General features: G+C 56.9%; 18 protein-coding genes. 16 read left to right on the top strand and 2 right to left on the bottom strand.

Going from position 1 to position 15,401, the window contains the following annotated elements; translation table 11 throughout:
* Positions 1-19 precede the first annotated feature (19 nt).
* A complete protein-coding gene (locus C1N69_RS18070; RefSeq protein WP_155031644.1) occupies positions 20-1,063 on the bottom strand; it encodes an aminopeptidase in 1,044 nt (347 codons plus the stop codon).
* Between the two features lie 238 nt (positions 1,064-1,301).
* On the opposite strand from C1N69_RS18070, the gene cysG reads away from it, so the two are divergent.
* From cysG to rpoS, 13 genes are all read left to right on the top strand, one after another.
* Positions 1,302-2,660: a siroheme synthase CysG gene (gene cysG, locus C1N69_RS18065; RefSeq protein ID WP_095441262.1), complete on the top strand. Its 1,359-nt coding sequence runs from the start codon at positions 1,302-1,304 to the stop codon at positions 2,658-2,660.
* Between the two features lie 9 nt (positions 2,661-2,669).
* Positions 2,670-3,578, top strand: a complete 909-nt coding sequence (cysD, locus tag C1N69_RS18060) for a sulfate adenylyltransferase subunit CysD (protein ID WP_006811770.1) — start codon at positions 2,670-2,672, stop codon at positions 3,576-3,578.
* A gap of 9 nt (positions 3,579-3,587) precedes the next feature.
* Positions 3,588-5,012 (top strand): sulfate adenylyltransferase subunit CysN, encoded by a 1,425-nt coding sequence (cysN, locus tag C1N69_RS18055; RefSeq protein ID WP_025757070.1) that lies wholly within the window; start codon positions 3,588-3,590, stop codon positions 5,010-5,012.
* Positions 5,012-5,617, top strand: a complete 606-nt coding sequence (gene cysC / locus C1N69_RS18050; protein ID WP_094918893.1) for an adenylyl-sulfate kinase — start codon at positions 5,012-5,014, stop codon at positions 5,615-5,617. Before cysN ends, cysC begins: the two co-directional genes overlap by 1 nt.
* A gap of 58 nt (positions 5,618-5,675) precedes the next feature.
* The gene (locus C1N69_RS18045; RefSeq protein WP_045286500.1) at positions 5,676-6,002 is read left to right on the top strand and encodes a DUF3561 family protein; all 327 of its coding nucleotides are present in this window, start codon (positions 5,676-5,678) and stop codon (positions 6,000-6,002) included.
* A 166-nt stretch (positions 6,003-6,168) separates the two neighbouring features.
* Complete coding sequence (gene ftsB / locus C1N69_RS18040) at positions 6,169-6,480, top strand: cell division protein FtsB (protein ID WP_008499609.1); 312 nt, start codon at positions 6,169-6,171, stop codon at positions 6,478-6,480.
* 19 nt (positions 6,481-6,499) lie between these two features.
* Positions 6,500-7,210 (top strand): 2-C-methyl-D-erythritol 4-phosphate cytidylyltransferase, encoded by a 711-nt coding sequence (gene ispD / locus C1N69_RS18035; protein WP_025757072.1) that lies wholly within the window; start codon positions 6,500-6,502, stop codon positions 7,208-7,210.
* A complete protein-coding gene (ispF, locus tag C1N69_RS18030; RefSeq protein WP_008499607.1) occupies positions 7,210-7,689 on the top strand; it encodes a 2-C-methyl-D-erythritol 2,4-cyclodiphosphate synthase in 480 nt (159 codons plus the stop codon). The genes ispD and ispF overlap by 1 nt, the downstream gene beginning before the upstream one ends.
* Complete coding sequence (truD, locus tag C1N69_RS18025) at positions 7,686-8,735, top strand: tRNA pseudouridine(13) synthase TruD (RefSeq protein ID WP_155031643.1); 1,050 nt, start codon at positions 7,686-7,688, stop codon at positions 8,733-8,735. The genes ispF and truD overlap by 4 nt, the downstream gene beginning before the upstream one ends.
* Positions 8,716-9,477, top strand: a complete 762-nt coding sequence (surE, locus tag C1N69_RS18020; RefSeq protein WP_025757074.1) for a 5'/3'-nucleotidase SurE — start codon at positions 8,716-8,718, stop codon at positions 9,475-9,477. The genes truD and surE overlap by 20 nt, the downstream gene beginning before the upstream one ends.
* On the top strand, positions 9,471-10,097 hold the full coding sequence (locus C1N69_RS18015; RefSeq protein ID WP_025757075.1) for a protein-L-isoaspartate(D-aspartate) O-methyltransferase: 627 nt from the start codon (positions 9,471-9,473) through the stop codon (positions 10,095-10,097). The genes surE and C1N69_RS18015 overlap by 7 nt, the downstream gene beginning before the upstream one ends.
* Before the next feature lie 116 nt (positions 10,098-10,213).
* Positions 10,214-11,338: a murein hydrolase activator NlpD gene (gene nlpD, locus C1N69_RS18010; RefSeq protein ID WP_155031642.1), complete on the top strand. Its 1,125-nt coding sequence runs from the start codon at positions 10,214-10,216 to the stop codon at positions 11,336-11,338.
* A gap of 59 nt (positions 11,339-11,397) precedes the next feature.
* Positions 11,398-12,390 carry an RNA polymerase sigma factor RpoS gene (gene rpoS / locus C1N69_RS18005; protein WP_008499600.1) on the top strand — a complete coding sequence of 331 codons (993 nt, stop codon included), beginning with the start codon at positions 11,398-11,400 and terminating at the stop codon, positions 12,388-12,390.
* Positions 12,391-12,485: 95 nt separating this feature from the next.
* On the opposite strand, the gene C1N69_RS18000 is transcribed toward rpoS, so the two are convergent.
* Entirely contained in the window at positions 12,486-12,902 is a 417-nt protein-coding gene (locus tag C1N69_RS18000) for a MarR family winged helix-turn-helix transcriptional regulator (RefSeq protein WP_025757077.1), read from the bottom strand.
* Between the two features lie 171 nt (positions 12,903-13,073).
* Between C1N69_RS18000 and C1N69_RS17995 the strand changes: the two genes are divergently transcribed.
* Genes C1N69_RS17995 through C1N69_RS17985 form a run of 3 tightly spaced genes read left to right on the top strand, consistent with a single transcriptional unit; the run spans position 13,074 to position 15,325 of the window.
* On the top strand, positions 13,074-13,676 hold the full coding sequence (locus tag C1N69_RS17995) for a non-oxidative hydroxyarylic acid decarboxylases subunit B (protein WP_155031641.1): 603 nt from the start codon (positions 13,074-13,076) through the stop codon (positions 13,674-13,676).
* A complete protein-coding gene (locus C1N69_RS17990; RefSeq protein ID WP_155031640.1) occupies positions 13,666-15,093 on the top strand; it encodes a non-oxidative hydroxyarylic acid decarboxylases subunit C in 1,428 nt (475 codons plus the stop codon). The genes C1N69_RS17995 and C1N69_RS17990 overlap by 11 nt, the downstream gene beginning before the upstream one ends.
* A 10-nt stretch (positions 15,094-15,103) precedes the next feature.
* Positions 15,104-15,325 (top strand): non-oxidative hydroxyarylic acid decarboxylases subunit D, encoded by a 222-nt coding sequence (locus tag C1N69_RS17985; protein ID WP_059384998.1) that lies wholly within the window; start codon positions 15,104-15,106, stop codon positions 15,323-15,325.
* The last annotated feature ends 76 nt before the right edge of the window (positions 15,326-15,401 follow it).

Raw genomic sequence — 15,401 nt, 5'->3', positions numbered from 1 at the left:
CGCACGGCGTTCAAAAACCTCAGGTTTTCCCCGCTTTCGCCAGCTCCTTCACCAGCGGCAGCATCACTTTCACCACATCCCGGCTGCGGTGCTCTATGCGCTGCGGCAGGGCGCTATCAATGTGCTGCTGATTATCCAGCATCACGTTATGCCAGCTTGTCCCGTCCGGGAAGGCTTTCGATTTAGTCCGCTGCTGATAGCCATCTTTCTTGCCCAGCGACCAGTTTGTCGCTTCCACATACAGTACCGGAATGCCGGCCTTATCGAACACTTCGCCGTCGTTACAGCAGCCCGTTCCTCGCGGATAGCTGGCGTTCCCGCCAGGATTGGTCGTGGCATAAACGCCATGGCTGCGGGCAATCGCCAGCGCCCGGTCACGGGTCAGTTTCCGCACGGTACCTGGCGTACTCTGTCCGCTATTGAAATAGAGCTTATCGCCGACGATTAAATTATCGAGGTTAATCACCAGCAGCGTATTTTTCTTCTCTTCTGCACTCATGCGCTTAAGGAGATTCTCAGCGCCAAGCTTGCCTTCCTCTTCGCCGCTGGTCGCCACAAAGCGAATCCCATATTTTGTCGGGATGTCTTTCATCCGCTCGGCCAGTTCAAGCATCACGCCCAGGCCTGCGGCGTTATCGTCCATGCCCTGCAGCGTCAGCCCACCGAGGTTGTTATCCGAATCCGCGTCACTCAGCGGGGCGTAGGTATCAAGGTGCGCCATAATAATGATCTGCTCAGCCGCGCGACCTTCATGCGCCGCGATAACCGTACTGCCGGTCACGTTATGCCAGTTTTTGGTTTTATTTCTGGAGGTATAAACGTAGCGGCTGTGAAACGAACGGATATCGCTCTGGTAACCCATATCGGCAAACTGCTGACGAATATAGTCGGCGGAGAGCATTTCCGCCGGAGAGCCGGTCATGCGTCCGGGAAAGACGGTAGCAATATGCCGCGCCTGCATATTGGCGATTTCACCATACGGTTGATTTTTTGCCTGAGCCGGAAGGATAAAGCAAACGCCGAGCGCCAGGGCAGCGATACGGTGGCGCGTTGCGGAAAACATAGGGAGTCCTTAAAAAACAGAGCAAAATTTTAACCCGCCTAGTATGAAACTGTGATCGCCCATACACAATTTGAATTGCTCTTAAATGCCCGAAATTTCGCGTGTTAAGCACTTTTTGATATTTGCTTTTTCATTGCGTTATTCCATTGAGTAACTACTCATTCCAATTCGTAATTTCATTCGGTCTAAGCCGCCCCCTATAGTCCCTCTATTCCTTGTTGTTAGTGAGTTGTTGCTTGTGGACTATCTGCCCTTATTTGCCGCGATTAAAGAGAAACCGGTGCTGGTTGTTGGTACCGGTGATATTGCCGATCGCAAAATCGCGTTTCTGCAGCGTGCGGGCGCGCAGGTGCAGACCGTCGCAGAGGCAGATTTTGACGAATCACAGATCGACAGCGTGGTGCTGGTGATTGCGGCAACGGAAAATCGCGAACTCAACCGGCGGATCTCCGAGGCCGCGCAGGCGCGTTACCGCCTGGTGAACGTGGTCGACGACCAGCCTTTATGCTCGTTTATCTTTCCCTCAATCGTCGACCGATCGCCGCTGCTGGTGGCTATCTCTTCCGGCGGCACCGCACCGGTGCTGGCGCGCGTGCTGCGTGAAAAAATCGAAGCGCTGCTGCCAACCAGCCTTGGACGAATGGCGGAGAAAGCCAGCTACTGGCGCAACCATCTGAAAACCCGCCTGACCAGCGTGACGGAACGCCGTCGCTTCTGGGAGCGCGTGTTTCGCGGCCGCTTTGCCAGCCTGATGCATGCCGGTAATGAGACGGCGGCACAAAAAATTCTTGAAGACGAACTGGATAACCCCGGCAGCACGGGCGGGGAAATCATTCTGGTGGGGGCCGGGCCAGGTGATGCCGGACTCCTGACGCTGCGTGGCCTGCAGGTACTGCAGGATGCGGACGTGGTGTTCTATGACCATCTGGTCACCGACGGCGTGCGCGAACTGATCCGTCGTGATGCGGAGCAAATCTGCGTCGGCAAACGGGCAGGCGAGCACTCTGTCCCCCAGCATGACACCAACCAGATGCTGATTGCGGCCGCCAGAGCGGGCAAAACCGTGGTGCGCCTGAAAGGCGGCGATCCGTTTATTTTTGGTCGCGGCGGTGAAGAGCTGCAGGCGGCAGCCGAAGCGGGCGTGCCGTTCCAGGTGGTGCCAGGCATCACGGCGGCCTCTGCGGTAACGGCCTACGCCGGTATTCCGCTCACGCATCGCGATTACGCCCAGAGCGTGACCTTTGTGACCGGCCACTACAAGGCGGACAGCACGCCGTTTGACTGGTCGCACCTCGCCCAGAGCCGACAGACGCTGGCTATTTACATGGGCACCATGAAGGCGGCGGACATCAGCGAACAGCTTATTCAGCACGGCCGTGAGGCGACGACGCCAGTCGCCGTGATTTCCCGCGGTACGCGCGTCGATCAGCACGTTGCTGTCGGCACACTTCAGGAACTTGCAACCCTGGCGAAAGACGCCCCGATGCCCGCCCTGATCGTGGTTGGGGAAGTGGTGCAACTGCACAGCACGCTCGCCTGGTTTCAGCACACAACCGACACAGAAGGCTTCGGCGCTTCTGTCATAAATTTGGCTTAAGGAACGGTTATGGACCAAAAACGTCTTACTCATCTGCGACAGCTTGAAGCGGAAAGTATCCATATTATCCGCGAAGTGGCCGCCGAGTTTTCTAACCCGGTGATGATGTACTCCATCGGTAAAGATTCCAGCGTCATGCTGCATCTGGCGCGTAAAGCGTTTTATCCGGGTACGCTGCCGTTCCCGCTCCTGCACGTGGATACTGGCTGGAAATTCCGCGAGATGTATGAGTTCCGCGACCGTACCGCGAAAGCCTACGGCTGTGAGCTGCTGGTGCATAAAAACCCGGAAGGGGTGGCGATGGGCATTAACCCGTTCGTGCACGGCAGCGCCAAACACACCGATATCATGAAAACCGAGGGGCTGAAGCAGGCGCTGAATAAATACGGTTTTGATGCGGCCTTCGGCGGCGCGCGCCGTGACGAAGAGAAATCCCGCGCCAAAGAGCGCATCTACTCCTTCCGCGACCGCTTCCACCGCTGGGACCCTAAAAACCAGCGTCCGGAGTTGTGGCACAACTACAACGGTCAGATCAACAAAGGCGAAAGCATTCGCGTCTTCCCGCTCTCCAACTGGACCGAGCTGGATATCTGGCAGTACATCTATCTGGAAAATATCGAGATCGTTCCGCTGTATCTGGCGGCTGAACGCCCGGTGCTGGAGCGCGACGGCATGCTGATGATGATCGACGACGATCGTATCGACCTGCAGCCGGGGGAAGTGATCAAAAAACAGATGGTGCGTTTCCGTACCCTGGGTTGCTGGCCGCTGACCGGCGCGGTGGAATCCAGCGCGCAGACGCTGCCGGAGATCATCGAAGAGATGCTGGTGTCGACCACCAGCGAGCGACAGGGGCGCGTGATCGACCGCGACCAGGCAGGCTCGATGGAGCTGAAGAAACGTCAGGGTTATTTCTAAGGAGCCGCCATGAACACCACTATTGCTCAACAAATTGCCAAAGAAGGCGGCGTGGAAGCGTATCTGCACGCGCAACAACATAAAAGCCTGCTGCGTTTTCTGACCTGCGGCAGCGTGGATGACGGGAAAAGTACCCTTATTGGCCGCCTGCTGCACGATACGCGCCAGATTTATGAAGATCAGCTCTCTTCCCTGCATAACGACAGTAAGCGTCACGGTACCCAGGGCGAAAAACTCGACCTGGCGCTGCTGGTGGATGGCCTGCAGGCGGAACGCGAGCAGGGCATCACCATCGACGTGGCCTATCGTTATTTCTCCACCGAGAAGCGCAAATTTATTATCGCCGACACCCCAGGGCACGAGCAGTACACCCGCAATATGGCGACCGGTGCGTCGACCTGTGACCTGGCGATCCTGCTGATCGACGCCCGTAAAGGCGTGCTGGATCAGACCCGTCGCCACAGCTTTATCTCCACGCTGCTGGGGATCAAACACCTGGTGGTGGCCATCAATAAGATGGATCTGGTGAGCTTCAGCGAAGAGACGTTCGACGCGATCCGCCAGAGCTACCTGACCTTTGCTGAACAGCTGCCGGGCAACCTCGACATTCGCTTTGTGCCGCTCTCGGCGCTGGAAGGGGACAATGTCGCCTCCCAGAGCGCGAACATGCCGTGGTACAGCGGCCCGACGTTGCTGGAAGTGCTGGAGACCGTTGAGATCCAGCGCGTGGTCGACACCCAGCCGATGCGCTTCCCGGTGCAGTACGTCAACCGTCCGAACCTCGATTTCCGCGGGTTCTCCGGTACCCTCGCTTCGGGTGTCGTGAAGGTGGGGCAACGCGTCAAGGTGCTGCCATCCGGTGTGGAATCAACCATTGCCCGTATCGTTACCTTTGACGGTGACCTGCAGGAAGCGGGTGCTGGTGAAGCGGTAACGCTGGTGCTGAAAGACGAGATTGATATCAGTCGTGGAGACCTGCTGGTGGATGCCCAGGAAACGCTGGCGGCCGTGCAGGGTGCTTCCGTGGACGTGGTATGGATGGCGGAGCAGCCGCTGACCGCGGGTCAGAGCTATGACATCAAAATTGCCGGCAAGAAAACCCGTGCCCGCGTGGACGGCATTCAGTTCCAGGTGGACATCAACAACCTGACCCAGCGCGAGGTCACCGAGCTGCCGCTGAACGGCATTGGTCTGGTCGATCTGACCTTCGACGAACCGCTGGTGCTGGATCCGTATCAGCAGAACCCGGTGACGGGCGGGCTGATCTTTATCGACCGCTTGACGAACGTTACCGTCGGCGCGGGTATGGTGCGCGAGCCAAACGAGCAGGCGAGCGTGGCCTCGGAATTCAGCGCCTTTGAGCTGGAACTGAACGCACTGGTGCGTAAGCACTTCCCGCACTGGGGCGCACGCGATCTGCTGGGAGGTAAGTAATGGCCGCTCATGATGAGAACGTCGTCTGGCATCCTCATCCGGTCACCGTCGCCCAGCGCGAACAGCTCCACGGCCACCGTGGGGTTGTGCTGTGGTTTACCGGGCTCTCTGGCTCCGGTAAATCCACAGTCGCCGGGGCGCTGGAAGAGGCGTTGCATCAGCAGGGAGTAAGCACCTACCTGCTGGATGGCGACAACGTGCGTCACGGCCTGTGCAGCGATTTGGGGTTCAGCGATGACGATCGTAAAGAGAACATCCGCCGGGTCGGGGAGGTCGCCAGCCTGATGGCGGACGCCGGGCTGGTGGTGCTGACGGCGTTTATCTCACCGCACCGCGCCGAGCGCCAGATGGTGCGCGAACGTGTGGGTCAGGAACGCTTTATCGAAGTGTTTGTCGACACCCCGCTGGAGGTTTGCGAAGCGCGCGATCCGAAAGGGCTGTACAAAAAAGCCCGTGCCGGTGAACTGCGCAACTTCACCGGCATTGACGCGGTCTACGAAGCGCCTGAATCGCCTGAGATTCACCTGGAAGGTCAACAATTGGTAACAAATTTAGTAAGCCAATTATTAGACCTGCTCAGACGGGACGATATTATCAGATCCTGAGACGGTATCGTTCGGGAGCTGTCTTCCCGAACGATGAGTCACGGTCACAGGATTAGCTATGCGCAACAGTGAAAATTACATCATCACCACCGGGTCGGAGCCGCTTGCGACCGACGACGAGACGACCTGGTCATTTCCTGGGGCCATCATTGGCTTCGTCTCATGGTTGCTGGCGCTTGGCATTCCGTTTCTCATCTATGGCGGTAACACGCTGTTCTTCTTTCTCTACACCTGGCCTTTCTTCCTGGCGTTAATGCCCGTGGCGGTGGTTGTCGGCATTGCGCTGCACTCGCTGCTCAATGGCCGCCTCCTGTACAGTACCGCGATCACGATTGTGACGGTGGTTCTGATGTTTGGCCTGTTATTTTTGTGGCTCATGGGCTAACTTCAGCCATAATTCAAACCGTAACCAACTGTGTGGCGATATTGTGCAGGACGATTCTGCGGAAAAAATGTGGTACATTTGCCCGCGATGTTGCGGCATCTCTGTTACCCCGGCGTTGTGCTCTGGGGAAGTCTTGGGATGAGGATGCCGTTTTTCAGGGGGCAGGATGGGTAAACTAACGCTGCTGTTGCTGGCTTTGCTAATCTGGCTGCAATATTCGCTGTGGTTCGGTAAGAACGGACTGCACGACTATAGCCGGGTGAGTGATGACGTCGCGGCTCAGCAGGCAACAAACGCCAAACTTAAGGCGCGAAACGATCAACTCTTCGCCGAAATTGATGACCTCAATGGCGGGCAAGAGGCGATTGAAGAACGCGCACGCAATGAACTCAGTATGACTAAGCCGGGCGAAACCTTTTATCGTCTGGTTCCGGATGCGTCTAAACGCAATCAGGGCTCAGCACAAAACAATCGATAATCAGGCCCAGGATTACGACATGGCAGTAACTTTTTCGGACGTATGCGCCGTGGTGCCGGCCGCAGGTTTTGGCCGGCGCATGCAGACAGAATGTCCCAAGCAATACCTCTCTATTGGCGATAAAACGATCCTCGAGCACGCTGTGGCGGCGCTGCTGGCACACCCACGGGTGACGCGGGTGATCATCGCCATCAGCCCGGGCGATGCACGCTTCGCGCAGTTACCGCTGGCCAACCACCCACAGATTACCGTTGTCGATGGCGGTGCCGAGCGCGCCGATTCCGTGCTGGCAGGCATTCAGGCTGCCGGAAACGCGCCATGGGTGCTGGTGCATGACGCGGCGCGTCCGTGTCTGCATCAGGACGATCTCGCTCGCCTGCTGGCGTTGAGTGAAACCAGTCGGGTGGGTGGCATTCTGGCTGCCCCTGTGCGTGACACCATGAAGCGTGCCGAGCCGGGCAAAGCGGCTATCGCCCACACCGTTGAGCGCGTCGATTTATGGCACGCGCTGACGCCACAATTTTTCCCCCGCGAATTACTCCATGACTGCTTAACGCGAGCGCTGAATGAAGGGGCGACCATTACGGACGAGGCCTCGGCGCTGGAGTATTGCGGTTTCCACCCAACGCTGGTTGAAGGACGTGCTGATAATATAAAAGTGACACGTCCGGAAGATTTACAACTCGCGGAATTCTATCTTACCCGTTCGACCCATCAGGAGAAGGCATAATGCGAATTGGACACGGTTTTGATGTACACGCCTTTGGCGGAGAAGGCCCAATTATCATTGGCGGCGTGCGCATTCCTTATGAAAAAGGGCTGCTGGCGCATTCTGATGGCGACGTGGCGCTGCATGCGCTTACCGACGCCTTACTGGGCGCTGCGGCGCTGGGCGATATTGGCAAACTGTTCCCGGACACCGACCCGGCCTTTAAAGGGGCGGACAGCCGCGAGCTGCTGCGCGAAGCGTGGCGCCGCATTCAGGCGAAAGGCTACACCCTCGGCAACGTTGACGTCACGATTATTGCTCAGGCACCGAAAATGCTGCCGCATATTCCGCAGATGCGCGTATTTATTGCTGAAGATCTGGGCTGCCATATGGACGACGTCAACGTCAAAGCGACGACCACCGAGAAGCTGGGCTTTACTGGCCGCGGTGAAGGCATTGCCTGTGAAGCCGTGGCGCTGCTGGTGAAGGCGAGCAAATGACAGATTTCGACAACCTGACCTACCTGCACGGTAAACCGCAGGGGCACGGGGTGCTGAAAGCCAGCCCTGAAGACTTCCTCGTGGTGGAGGATCTGGGCTTTGAGCCGGATGGCGAAGGCGAACATATCCTGGTGCGCATTCTTAAAAATGGCTGCAATACCCGTTTTGTGGCCGACGCTCTGGCAAAATTCCTCAAAATGCATGCCCGCGAAGTGAGCTTTGCTGGTCAGAAAGATAAACACGCCGTCACGGAACAGTGGCTCTGCGCCCGCGTGCCCGGCAATGCGATGCCTGATTTAAGCAAATTTGAACTTGAGGGCTGTAAGGTACTGGAATATGCCCGCCACAAGCGCAAACTGCGTCTGGGGGCGTTGAAAGGTAATGACTTTACGCTGGTGTTGCGTGAAGTGACCGACCGCGATGACGTGGAGAAACGCCTGAATGCCATCAGCGCGCAGGGCGTGCCGAACTACTTTGGCGCGCAGCGTTTTGGGATCGGCGGCAGTAACCTGCAGGGCGCATTGCGCTGGGCGCAAAGCGATGCGCCGGTTCGTGACAGGAATAAACGCAGTTTTTGGTTGTCGGCGGCCCGCAGTGCGTTGTTTAATCAGATTGTGAGCGAAAGGCTGAAAAAACCGGACGCGAATCAAGTTGTTGTTGGCGATGCGCTACAATTAGCGGGACGCGGAAGCTGGTTTGTGGCAACGGCCGAAGAGATGGCCGATGTACAGTCGCGCGTGGACGCCAAAGCGCTGATGATTACCGCCGCGTTGCCCGGTACAGGCGACTGGGGAACCCAGGGCGAAGCCCTGGCGGCGGAGCAGTCTGCCGTTGCGGATGCGCAGGCATTACAATCCTTGCTGGTGCGGGAAAAAGTCGACGCAGCACGCCGCGCGATGCTGCTTTATCCGCAGCAGTTAAGCTGGAACTGGTGGGATGACGTGACCGTCGAGTTACGTTTCTGGCTGCCGGCAGGTAGCTTTGCCACCAGTGTTGTCAGGGAACTTATCAACACGTCGGGTGATTATGCGAATATTGCTGAGTAACGATGACGGGATCCACGCGCCAGGCATTCAGACGCTGGCGAAACACCTCCGCGAATTCGCGGATGTGCAGGTCGTGGCTCCCGATCGTAACCGCAGTGGAGCGTCTAACTCGCTGACGCTGGAGTCGTCGCTTCGCACCTTTAGTTTTGAAAATGGCGATATTGCCGTGCAGATGGGCACGCCAACCGACTGCGTTTTTCTGGGCGTGAACGCGCTGATGCGGCCGCGTCCGGATATTGTCGTCTCCGGCATTAATGCCGGGCCCAACCTTGGCGATGACGTGATTTACTCCGGTACCGTGGCGGCTGCGATGGAAGGGCGTCACCTCGGGTTTCCGGCGCTGGCGGTCTCGTTAAACGGCCACACCCATTACGATACCGCCGCCGTGGTGACCTGTTCGATCCTGCGGGCCCTCAGCCGCGAGCCGCTGCGCACCGGACGCATCCTCAATATCAACGTGCCTGATCTGCCCCTGAGTGAGATTAAAGGCATTCGCGTCACCCGGTGCGGAAGCCGGCATCCGGCCGATCAGGTGATCCCGCAGCAGGATCCGCGCGGCAACACGCTTTACTGGATTGGTCCTCCCGGCGAGAAGTGCGATGCGGGCCCGGATACCGACTTTGCCGCCGTGGATGAAGGCTATGTTTCGGTGACGCCGTTGCACGTAGATTTAACCGCGTATAGCGCGCATGATGTGGTGTCGGGCTGGCTGGATCGCGCAGGAGTGAACGCGCAATGGTAAACAAACGTGTACAAACTCTTCTGGAGCAACTCCGCGCGCAGGGGATCCGCGACGAGCACGTGCTTGACGCGCTCGCCCGGGTTCCGCGTGAGAAATTTGTCGACGAGGCGTTTGAACACAAAGCGTGGGAAAACGTGGCGCTACCTATCGGACAAGGCCAGACGATTTCGCAGCCCTACATGGTGGCGCGCATGACCGAGCTGCTGGAGCTCACGCCCAACTCCCGCGTGCTGGAGATCGGTACCGGGTCGGGGTATCAGACCGCGATCCTGGCGCATCTGGTACATCATGTCTGCTCCGTTGAGCGGATTAAAGGTTTACAGTGGCAGGCGCGTCGCCGCCTGAAACAACTTGATTTACATAATGTTTCGACACGACACGGTGATGGATGGCAGGGTTGGCAGGCTCGCGCCCCGTTTGACGCTATCATCGTGACGGCGGCCCCACCTGAAATACCTGTGGCACTGTTGTCGCAGCTGGATGAGGGGGGCATTCTTGTTCTGCCCGTCGGGGACGAGCAGCAGCTTCTGAAGCGCGTTCGTCGCCGCGGCGGCGAGTTTATTATCGATACCGTGGAAGCCGTGCGCTTTGTGCCTCTGGTAAAGGGGGAGTTAGCCTGAGACTCGGAATTATCCAGGGTTATTAAGGCAAATTCAGCGTATGGTGTGGCGCGAAAGATTCGTGCCATCACGGTAAATTTTAAGTCACTGGTAGTTAACACATTCCTGGGGGATAAATGAGCGCGGGAAGCCCTAAATTCACCATCAGCCGTGTTGCGGCATTATCACTGGTTTCGCTCTGGCTGGCAGGTTGCACAAGTTCTAATAACGCGCCTGCGCCCGTCAGTTCCGTCGGCGGAAACAGCGGCTCCGGTAACACGTCCAGCGGAATGTTAATCACGCCGCCGCCTAAAATGGGCACTGCTGCACCGCAGCAAACACCACAAATTCAGCCTGTGCAAAATCCTGTTACACAGCCAATGCAGGTTCAGCCAGTTGAACAACCTGTTCAGACCCAAAATGGCCGCATAGTCTATAACCGCCAGTATGGGAACATTCCGAAAGGCAGTTATACCGGTGGCAGCACCTATACCGTGAAGCGTGGCGACACGTTGTTCTATATAGCCTGGATCACCGGGAACGATTTCCGTGACCTCGCCCAGCGCAATAACGTGCAGGCCCCATACGGTCTGGAAGTCGGGCAAACGCTGCAGGTTGGCAACGCAACGGGTACGCCGCTTACGCCTGGCAACACCGTTTCCGCAGCCGACGTGACCGCGCAAAATAACAGCGTTAAGCCTGCACAAAAATCCACCACGGTGGTTGCTTCACAACCTGTAATTACGTATTCTGAGGATTCAGGTGATCAGACTGCTAACAAAATGTTGCCGAATAATAAAGGGACTGCGACTGTTGTCACAGCACCGGTAACGGCACCTGTGGTTAGCTCTACTGAACCGACTGCCAGCAGTATGACATCCAGTTCGCCAATCTCTGCATGGCGCTGGCCAACTGACGGCAAGGTTATCGAAAACTTCTCTTCCTCCGAAGGGGGAAATAAAGGGATCGATATCGCAGGGAGTAAAGGACAGGCTATCATCGCGACCGCAGACGGACGCGTTGTGTATGCCGGTAACGCTCTGCGCGGTTACGGTAATCTTATCATCATCAAACACAACGATGATTACCTGAGTGCCTACGCCCATAACGACACAATGCTGGTCCGGGAACAACAAGAAGTTAAGGCGGGGCAAAAAATCGCTACCATGGGTAGCACCGGAACCAGTTCTACACGCTTGCATTTTGAAATTCGTTACAAGGGGAAATCCGTAAACCCGCTGCAGTACTTGCCGCAGCGATAATTTGACGGGGCATGCCAGCCAGGGTGTCTCGTCCAGGGATCACGGGTAGGAGCCACCTTATGAGTCAGAATACGCTGAAAGTTCATGATTTAAATGAAGACGCGGAATTTGATGAGAACGGAGTAGAGGCTTTTGACGAAAAAGCCTTAGTAGAAGAGGAACCCAGTGATAACGATTTGGCTGAAGAAGAGCTGTTATCGCAGGGCGCCACACAGCGTGTACTGGACGCGACTCAGCTTTACCTTGGGGAGATTGGTTACTCCCCACTGCTAACGGCCGAAGAAGAAGTCTATTTCGCACGTCGTGCTTTGCGTGGTGATGTGGCCTCGCGTCGTCGCATGATTGAAAGTAACCTGCGACTGGTCGTGAAAATTGCCCGCCGTTACGGCAATCGTGGTCTGGCTCTGCTGGATCTGATTGAAGAGGGCAACTTAGGTCTCATCCGCGCAGTTGAGAAGTTTGACCCGGAACGCGGGTTCCGTTTCTCAACCTACGCGACCTGGTGGATTCGTCAGACCATCGAACGGGCTATTATGAACCAGACCCGTACGATCCGCCTGCCGATTCACATCGTCAAAGAGTTGAACGTGTATCTGCGCACCGCGCGCGAGTTGTCCCATAAACTGGACCACGAGCCAAGCGCAGAAGAAATTGCCGAACAACTCGATAAACCGGTTGATGACGTAAGCCGTATGCTGCGTCTCAACGAGCGCATTACCTCCGTTGACACCCCGCTGGGTGGCGACTCCGAAAAAGCGCTGCTGGACATCCTGGCTGATGAAAAAGACAACGGCCCGGAAGACACCACGCAGGACGATGACATGAAGCAGAGCATCGTCAAATGGCTGTTCGAACTGAACGCCAAACAGCGTGAAGTGCTGGCACGTCGTTTCGGTTTGCTGGGGTATGAAGCTGCGACACTGGAAGATGTCGGCCGTGAAATTGGCCTGACCCGTGAACGTGTTCGTCAGATTCAGGTTGAAGGTCTGCGCCGTCTGCGTGAAATCCTGCAGGGGCAAGGTCTGAATATCGAAGCGCTGTTCCGCGAATAAGCAACCTTTCGTCAAAAAAGGCCCGTCGTGAGACGGGCCTTTTTCTTTTCTGGTTGATTGAGCACCGCGGTTGACCGGTGTGCGTTTTCATGGGGTCATGGCTTTTCCTTAGCCATCATTTTGCTGATCATCGCCGTGAACTGCTTGCGCTCATTCTCGGTTAAACGTCCTAAAAACGCCTCATCCACCGCGTTGCCCACCGGTTTACAGCCTGCAAGCAGGGCTTCACCTTCTGGTGTCAGGAAGACAAAGCGGCGGCGCTTATCTGCCGGGTCGTGCTCGCGTTTGACCAGCCCGCGCGCCTCCATGCGGCTCAGCATTTCCGCCAGGGTCGCTTTCGTGCTGACCGCCACTTCAGTCAATGCCACCTGTTCAATACCCGGATGCTCAGCAATTGAGCGCATCACCGCATATTGCGGCTTGGTCAGTTCCGGTAAGGCATGTTGCCACTGCGCGGTATGCTGTTGAAAAAGCTGACGTAACAGGTGGAACGCTTCTTGTCTTAGTTCCATGAACACTCCGACGGAAAAAATCTCCCTCTATCATAGCCGCTATTGCTCTGGATTTTAACGCAGCAACTTTTAGCAATTCGTGTGATCGTGTACGAACGATCTTGTCAGAAAAACGAGCCGGGAGTAGCTTATCTATAATGTTCGTATACGAACAAAATATTGAGGTGCTGAATGAGATTGATCGTGGGAATGACGGGGGCAACGGGGGCTCCGCTGGGCGTGGCGCTGCTGCAGGCGCTGCGGGAAATGCCGGAGGTGGAGACCCACCTGGTGATGTCGAAGTGGGCAAAAACCACCATTGAGCTGGAAACGTCCTGCACCGCGCAGGACGTCGCTGCTCTGGCTGACGTGGTCCACAGCCCGGCGGACCAGGCCGCGACCATCTCCTCCGGTTCGTTTCGCACCGACGGCATGATCGTCATTCCCTGCAGCATGAAAACGCTGGCGGGTATCCGTGCCGGTTACGCCGAAGGGCTGGTAGGCCGTGCGGCCGATGTGGTGCTGAAAGAGGGGCGCAAGCTGGTGCTGGTTCCCCGTGAAACGCCGCTCAGCACCATTCATCTGGAGAACATGCTCGCACTTTCCCGCATGGGTGTGGCGATGGTGCCGCCTATGCCTGCGTATTACAACCATCCGCAAACCGCCGAAGACATCACCTGGCATATCGTGACGCGCGTGCTTGACCAGTTTGGTCTGGAGCATAAAAAGGCGCGCCGCTGGAACGGGTTACGCGAAGCGAAACATTTTTCACAGGAGAATAAAGATGGCATTTGATGATTTGAGAAGCTTCCTGCAGGCGCTCGATGAGCAAGGGCAACTGCTGAAAATTGAGGAAGAGGTGAACGCCGAGCCAGATCTGGCGGCGGCAGCCAACGCGACGGGACGCATCGGTGACGGCGCGCCGGCGTTGTGGTTCGATAACATTCGCGGCTTCACCGATGCCCGGGTGGTGATGAACACGATAGGCTCCTGGCAGAACCATGCCATCTCAATGGGGCTTCCGGCCAATACGCCGGTGAAAAAACAGATCGACGAGTTTATTCGTCGCTGGGATAAATTCCCCGTCACGCCTGAACGGCGGGCTAATCCGGCCTGGGCGCAGAATACGGTCGACGGTGAGGACATTAACCTGTTCGATATTCTGCCGCTGTTCCGTCTGAACGACGGTGACGGTGGTTTCTATCTCGATAAAGCGTGCGTCGTCTCGCGCGATCCGCTTGACCCGGATCACTTCGGCAAGCAGAACGTCGGGATCTACCGCATGGAAGTGAAGGGCAAGCGCAAGCTCGGCCTGCAGCCGGTACCGATGCACGATATCGCCCTGCATTTGCACAAAGCGGAAGAGCGCGGTGAAGATCTGCCGGTGGCGATTACGCTCGGCAACGATCCCATTATCACTCTGATGGGCGCGACGCCGCTGAAATACGATCAATCCGAGTATGAAATGGCGGGTGCGCTGCGTGAAAGCCCGTACCCGATAGCCACCGCGCCGCTGACCGGCTTTGATGTGCCGTGGGGCTCTGAAGTGATCCTGGAAGGGGTGATTGAGGGCCGTAAACGTGAAATCGAAGGGCCGTTCGGTGAGTTTACCGGGCACTATTCCGGCGGGCGTAACATGACGGTAGTGCGAATTGATAAGGTCTCTTACCGCACCAAACCGATTTTCGAATCTCTCTACCTTGGCATGCCGTGGACCGAGATTGACTATCTGATGGGGCCGGCTACCTGTGTGCCGCTCTACCAGCAGCTGAAAGCAGAATTCCCGGAAGTGCAGGCGGTGAACGCGATGTACACCCACGGTCTGCTGGCGATTATCTCCACCAAAAAACGTTACGGCGGCTTTGCCCGCGCGGTGGGTTTACGCGCCATGACCACGCCGCACGGTCTGGGCTACGTGAAAATGGTGATTATGGTGGATGAGGATGTCGATCCGTTCAACCTCCCACAGGTGATGTGGGCGCTGTCGTCGAAAGTAAACCCGGCAGGGGATCTGGTGCAACTGCCGAATATGTCGGTACTTGAACTCGATCCGGGCTCCAGCCCGGCAGGCATTACCGACAAACTGATTATCGATGCCACCACGCCTGTGGCACCGGACAACCGTGGCCATTATAGCCAGCCGGTACAGGATCTTCCTGAAACCAAAGCCTGGGCTGAAAAACTGACCGCCATGCTGGCAGCACGTCAATAAGGAGGAAAAGATGATTTGTCCACGTTGTGCCGATGAAAATATTGAAGTGATGGCAACCTCACCGGTGAAAGGGGTCTGGACGGTTTATCAGTGCCAGCATTGTCTGTATACCTGGCGCGATACCGAACCGCTGCGTCGTACCAGCCGCGAGCACTATCCGGAAGCGTTTCGTATGACGCAGAAGGATATTGATGAGGCACCGCAGGTGCCAACGATCCCGCCGTTGTTGTAAAAAAAAACCGGTGCTTGCCGGTCGTGCCGGGTGGCAGCTTCGCCTTACCCGGCCTACAAAAACCGTAGACCCGGTA

Origin of the sequence: Enterobacter sichuanensis (genome assembly GCF_009036245.1) — a bacterium.
Lineage (GTDB): Bacteria > Pseudomonadota > Gammaproteobacteria > Enterobacterales > Enterobacteriaceae > Enterobacter > Enterobacter sichuanensis.
The sequence above is the reverse complement of the archived record's forward strand: the minus strand, read 5'-3'. Positions and strand labels throughout refer to the sequence as shown.